This is a genomic window from Actinomadura keratinilytica (assembly GCF_039539665.1).
GTDB lineage: Bacteria > Actinomycetota > Actinomycetes > Streptosporangiales > Streptosporangiaceae > Spirillospora > Spirillospora keratinilytica.
In genome coordinates this window covers 1-6,728 of sequence record NZ_BAABDO010000195.1, presented here as the reverse complement: position 1 = coordinate 6,728, position 6,728 = coordinate 1, and the positions used below count along the sequence as shown (strand labels likewise).

Here is a 6,728-nt window from a genome sequence, read left to right as displayed (position 1 = left end):
GCCGCGCCGACGACCAGGTGAAGATCCGCGGCTTCCGCGTCGAACCCGCCGAGGTGGAAGCGGTGCTGGCGTCGCTTCCGGGGGTGGCCGAGGCCGTCGTGGTGGTACGCGGCGACGAGACCGCCCGCCGCCTGGTCGCCTACGTGGTGGGCGAGGTGGACGGTGCCGAGGTCCGGCAGGCGGCCGCCGAGCGGTTGCCGGAGTACATGGTCCCGGCGGCCGTGGTCGTGCTGGAGGAGCTGCCGGTCACCGCCCACGGCAAGGTGGACCGCGACGCGCTGCCGGACCCGGAGTTCACCGCCGGCGGCCGCGCCGCCCGCACCCCGCTGGAGCAGCGGCTGTGCGACCTGTTCGCCGACGTGCTCGGCGTCGAACGGGTCGGCGCCGACGACGGCTTCTTCGAACTCGGCGGCGACAGCATCGTCTCGCTGCGCCTGGTGTCCCAGGCCGCCAAGGCGGGCATCGGCATCACCACCCGCGAGGTGTTCCTGCACAAGACGCCCGAGAGGCTCGCCGCGCACGCCGTCGCGAAGCAGGCACCGGCCCGGCGGGCGCACGACGACGCGACCGGCACCGTGCCGCTGACCCCCGTCATGCTCGCCGCCCGGGAGCGCGGGGAGCCGCTCGCCCACCTGCACCAGGCGATGCGCGTCTGGACGCCCCCAGGGATGGACGAGCGGCAGCTCGCCCGGGTGCTGGAAGCCGTCGTCGGCCATCACGGCATGCTCCGCGCCAGGCTCGCCGACGGCGACCGCGGGCCGGTCCTGCGGATCCCGGCCGCCGCCGCGGTCCCGGCCGGTGCGCTGATCCGCCGGATCGACGTGGCGCCGCTGGGCGACGACGCCGTCGACGACATGGCCGCCGAGCACCTGCGGGCCGCCGCCGCCCGGCTGGACCCGCACGCCGGGGTGATGCTGCAGCCGGTCTGGTACGACGCCGGCCCGCGGAGGAACGGGCAGCTGCTCCTGGTCGCGCACCACTTCGCGGTGGACGCGGTCTCCTGGGGCATCCTGCTGCCCGACCTCGAGGCCGCCTGGCAGGCGGTCTCGGCGGGACGCACCCCGCGGCTCGACCCGGTCGCCACGTCCTTCCGCACCTGGGCGGAACGGCTCCACGCCGCCGCCCGCTCCGCCGAGCGGCGGGCCGAGCTGCCGGTGTGGCGGTCGATCCTCGACGCCGGCGAGCCGGGCGCCGCGGACCGGTGGCGCCCCCGCCCCCCGCGCACCGGGCCCGCCGCCGTGCACGAGGTCTCCGTCCCGCCGCACGTGACGCAGCGGCTGCTGCACGACGTCCCGGCGGCCTTCCACGCGACCGTCGAAGAGGTGCTGCTGGCGGCGCTGGCCGTCGCACCCGACGGCGGCGGCGCGCTCGTCGTGGAGCTGGAGCGGCACGGCCGGGACCCGGCGGCCGGGCTGGACCTGAGCCGCACCGTCGGCTGGTTCACCAGCGCCCACCCCGTCAGGCTGGACCCGGGTCCGGTCGACCGGGCCGAGGCGCGCACCGGCGGCGCCGCCCTGAGCCGGGTCGTCAAGACGGTCAAGGAGCAGGTGCGGGCCGTGCCCGGCGAGGGCCTCGGCTACGGGATCCTGCGCCATCTCGACGAGGACGCCGCCGCGGAGCTGGCCGGGCCGGGCGCCCCCGCCGTCTCCTTCAACTACCTGGGCCGGCCCGCCGCGGACACCGGTGCGGCCCGGCGCCCGTGGACCCCGGTGACCGGCGGCCCGGAGCGCCCCGCCGCGCCGGTCACCGGCCGCCCCCTGGAGATCGACGTGGCCGCCGTGCCGGACGCCGGCGGGCCGCGGCTGACGGCGGTGTTCGCCTGGCAGCCGGACGAGCTGTCCGAACCCGAGGTGCGCCGGTTCGCCGACACCTGGGTCCGCGTCCTGGGGCTCCTCGCCGACGGCGCGGACCGCCCCGGCCTGGGCGGCCGCACGCCGTCCGACCTGCCGCTGGTGAGCGTCACCCAGGACGACATCGACCTGCTGGAAGAGGAGTGGGGGACCTGACATGAGCAAAGCCGGGGTCGCCGACGTGTGGCCGCTGTCCCCGATGCAGCAGGGCCTGCACTTCCTGGCCCGCTACGACGGGGAGGGGCCCGACGTCTACCTGCTCCAGCTGGTCTTCGACCTGGAAGGGGCGCTGGACGCCGGCGCCCTGCGCCGCGCGGCCGAGGAACTGCTGCGCCGCCACGACAACCTGCGCGCCGGCTTCCGCACGCTCCGGTCCGGCGAGCCGGTGCAGGTCGTCCCGCGCGGCGTCGAGCTGCCCTGGCAGGAGATCGACCTGAGCGGCCGGGCCGGGGCCGCGGCGGAGGAGAAGGCCGCGGAGATCCTGGCGGCGGACTGGAACCGCCGGTTCGACCTCGCCCGGCCGCCGCTGCTGCGGTTCACCCTGCTGCGGCTCGGCGACCGGCGCCACCGGCTGCTGTTCACCGCCCACCACATCCTGGCCGACGGCTGGTCCACCCAGCTGCTGGTCGGCGAGCTGTTCGAGCTCTACCGGCGCGGCGGCGACGGCACCGGCCTGCCCGCGCCCCCGCCGTACCGCGACTACCTGGCCTGGCTGGCCGAACAGGACGATCAGAAGGCCATGGCGGAGTGGGCGCGGGTGCTGGACGGCGCCGAACCCGCGCTCGTCGCGCCCGCGCAGGCCCCCCGGCGGCTCGGCGAGGCCGCCGAGGTCGAGTTCGAGCTGCCCGCCGACCTCGCCGCCGCGCTGCGCGACCACACCCGCCGGTACGGCCACACCGGCGCCACCCTCGCCCAGGGGGCGTGGGCCGTCGTCCTGGGCCTGCTCACCGGCCGGACGGACGTGGTGTGCGGGGTGACCGCCGCCGGACGGCCGCCCGAGCTGGCGGACGTGGAGAACATGGTCGGCCTGTTCATCAACACCGTGCCGCTGCGGGCCCGGTGGAGCCCCGGCGACACCGTGCTGGCCCTGCTGGAGCGGCTGCAGCGCCAGCAGGGCGAACTCCAGCCGTACCAGCATGTCAAACTGGCCGACCTGCACCGGCTCACCGGGACCCGGCAGCTGTTCGACACCCTCACGGTCTTCCAGAACTACCCCGTCGGCGCCGGACCGGTGCCGCGCGACCTGACCCCGGACCTGCGGCTGACGGCCATGCGCGGCCGGGACGCCACCCACTACCCGCTGACCCTGATCGCCACCCCGAGCCGGTTCCGGCTCGGCTACCGGACCGACCTGTTCGACCAGGCGGAGGTCAGGACGCTCGGGGTGCGCCTGATGCACGTCCTCGGGCAGATGGCCGCCGACCCGGACCGGCCGATCGGCCGCCTGGAACTGCGCACGGACGACGAGCGCGAGGCGCAGCGGGCGGCCAACGACACCGCCCTCGACGTGCCGGTCGCGACCATCCCCGACCTGTTCGCACGGCAGGCGCGGCGCACCCCCGACGCGGTCGCCGTCGAACACGACGGCCGCACCGTCACCTACCGGGAACTCGACGAGCGCTCCAACCGGCTCGCCCGCCACCTCATCGCCCTCGGCTGCGGTCCGGAGAGCCGCGTCGCGCTGGCGCTGCCCCGCTCGGCGGACCTCATCGTCGCGGTGCTCGGCGTGCTGAAGTCCGGGGCCGCCTACCTGCCCATCGACGTCGCACACCCCGCCGAACGCATCGCGTTCATACTGGAGGACGCGGGCGCCGCCCTGCTCGTCACCACCGGCGGGTTCCGCAACGCGCCCGAGGGCCTGCCGCGCGTCCTGCTGGACGACCCCGCCACCAGGGAGGCGATCGGCGCCCGCGACGCCGCCGCCGTCACCGACGAGTGCCGCCGGCGGCCCCTCCTGCCCGCCAACGCCGCCTACGTCATCTACACCTCCGGCTCCACCGGCACGCCCAAGGCGGTCGTGGTCCCGCATGCCGGCGTGGCCAACCTCGCAGCGTGGGCGCGCCGCGAGTTCGGCCCCGACGGGCTGGCCCGCACGCTGTTCTCCACCTCGCTCACCTTCGACGTCTCCGTCTTCGAGATCTTCGGGCCGCTGCTGTGCGGCGGCTCCCTGGAGGTGGTCCGCGACCTGCTCAGCCTGGTCGACCGGCGCGGAGCGTGGCACGGCAGCCTCGTCAGCGCCGTCCCGTCCGCCCTCACGCAGGTCATCGGGCAGGGCGAGGTCCGGGCCCGGGCCGGCGCGGTGGTGCTCGCCGGGGAAGGGCTGACCGAACCGGTGGCCCGCGCCGTGCAGGACGCGATGCCCGGCGCCCGCCTCGCCAACATCTACGGCCCCACCGAGGCGACGGTCTACGCGACGGCCTGGTACGCCGACGGCCCGGTGGACCGCACCCCGCCGATCGGCACGCCGATCGCCAACATGCGCGCCTACGTCCTGGACGCCGCACTGCGGCCGGTGCCGCCGGGCGCCGTCGGCGAACTGTACGTGGCCGGTGCGGGCCTGGCCCGCGGCTACGGGGGACGCCCCGGGCTGACGGCGGAGCGGTTCGTGGCCTGCCCGTGGGGCGACGGCGAGCGGATGTACCGGACCGGCGACCTGGTCCGCTGGGACGAGCAGGGCCGGATCGTCTTCGTCGGCCGCGCCGACGACCAGGTCAAGATCCGCGGCTTCCGGGTGGAGCTCGGCGAGGTGGAGACGGCGCTGGCCCGGCACCCGGCGGTCGCGCGGGCGGCGGCGGCCGTCCGCGACGGCCGCCTGGTCGCCTACGTGGTGACCGCCGGCCGGGTGCCGGACCTGCGCGAGTACGCCCGGCGCTGGCTGCCCGAGCACATGGTCCCGGCCGCCGTGGTGGAGCTGCCCGACCTGCCGCTGAACCCCAACGGGAAGCTGGACCGGCGGGCGCTGCCCGATCCCGAGTTCGCCGCCTCCGCCGCTGGACGCGGCCCCCGCACCCTCCGGGAGGAGCTGCTGTGCGGGCTGTTCGCCGAGGTCCTCGGGCTGCCCCGGGTCGGCGTCGACGACGGCTTCTTCGACCTCGGCGGGGACTCGCTGTCGGCCGTGCGCCTCACCAACCGCGCACGCGGCCTGCTCGGCGCGGAACTGTCCGTCCGCGCCGTCTTCGAGACGCCCACCGTTGCGGGCCTGGCCGCACGCCTCGACGGCGCCGCCCCGGCCCGGCCCGCGCTGACGCCGCGGCACGGTTCCGGCCCGCTGCCGCTCTCCCTGCAGCAGCGCCGCCTGTGGATCCTGCACCGCATGGGCGGCCCGAACGCCGCCTACAACATCGCGATGGCGCTGCGGCTGACCGGCGACCTGGACGTGCCCGCCCTGCGCGCGGCACTCGCGGACGTCGCCGGCCGCCACGAGACGCTCCGCAGCGTCTTCACCGAGGCCGACGGCGAACCGCGGCAGGACACCGCGCCCGCCGGCCGGGTCCTGACCGTCCGCGAGACCGCCGAGGAGGACCTCCCCGGACACCTGAGCGCCGCCGCCCGGCACCCCTTCGACCTCGTCGCCGGCGAACGGCCGTTCCGCGCCGAACTGTTCGTCCTCGGCCCCGGGCGCCACGTGCTGGCGCTGGTCATGCACCACATCGTGGCGGACGGCTGGTCCCTGCGGCCGCTGCTGCGGGACCTCGCCGCGGCCTACGCCGCCCGCAGCGCCGGGCACGCCCCCCGATGGCGGCCGCTGCCGGTCCGGTACGCCGACTACACCCTCTGGCAGAAGGAGCTGCTCGGCGACGCCGAGGACACCGGCAGCCTCTTCGGCCGCCAGCTCGCCCACTGGACCGAAGCCCTGGCCGACCTGCCCGTGGCGCTGCAGCTGCCGACCGACCGGCCGCGCCCGGCGGTGATGAGCCACCGGGGCGACGCCGTCCGCTTCGCGATCCCGGCGCCGCTGCACCGGCGGCTGCTCGACCTCGCCGCCGCCAACGGCGCCACCCTGTTCATGGTCGTCCAGGCCGCCCTCGCGACCCTGCTCACCAGGATGGGCGCGGGAACCGACATCCCCATCGGGTCGCCGGTCGCCGGCCGCACCGACGAGGCCCTCGACGACCTGGTCGGCTTCTTCGTCAACACCCTCGTGCTGCGCACCGACACCTCCGGCGACCCCGCTTTCCGCGAGCTGCTGACCCGGGTGCGGGAGACCGACCTGGCCGCGTTCGGGAACCAGGACGTGCCGTTCGAGCACCTGGTGGAGGTGGTCCGCCCCGAACGCTCGATGGCGCACCACCCCCTCTTCCAGGTGTCCCTGGCGGTGCAGAACGCCCTGGACGACGTGCACGACTTCGGCGGCGGCGTCCAGGGCCGCCCGGAGCCGATCCCGATGGGCACGGCGAAGTTCGACCTGTCGGTGATGCTCCACGAAGCACGCACGGCCGACGGCACCCCGGCCGGCCTCGACGGCTACCTGGAATACCGCACCGACCTCTTCGATGAGAGCTCCGTGGTCGGTCTGGTGGAGCGTCTGGTGGCGGTGCTGGAGCAGGCGGTGGGCGACCCGGGCCGCCGTGTGAGTGGTTTTGAGGTGTTGACGGCGGCTGAGGTCGGGCTGCTGGAGCGGGCCGGTGTGGGCGAGGCCGTTGGTGTGCTCGGTGGTTCGGTGGTGGGTCTGCTCGGTGCCTGGGTGGAGCGGGTGCCGGATGCGGTGGCGGTGGTCGATGGCGGGCGGTCGTTGTCGTATGGCGAGTTGGACCGTGCGGCGGGGGCGTTCGCGGCTCGGTTGGCGGCTTTGGGGGTGGGCCGTGGGGATCGTGTGGGTGTGGTGATGCCGCGTTCGGTGGACGTGGTGCCCGTGCTGCTGGGGGTGTGGAAGGCGGG

The 6,728-nt window shown here is 76.0% G+C and carries 2 protein-coding genes; both read left to right on the top strand.

Annotated features, from left to right (window positions below; translation table 11 throughout):
* Positions 1–2,006 (top strand): condensation domain-containing protein (locus ABD879_RS31465; protein WP_345025410.1); only part of this gene is annotated, 2,006 nt, incomplete at its 5' end.
* 1 nt (position 2,007) lies between these two features.
* A partial coding sequence (locus ABD879_RS31460; protein ID WP_345025408.1) for an amino acid adenylation domain-containing protein occupies positions 2,008–6,728 on the top strand: 4,721 nt, incomplete at its 3' end.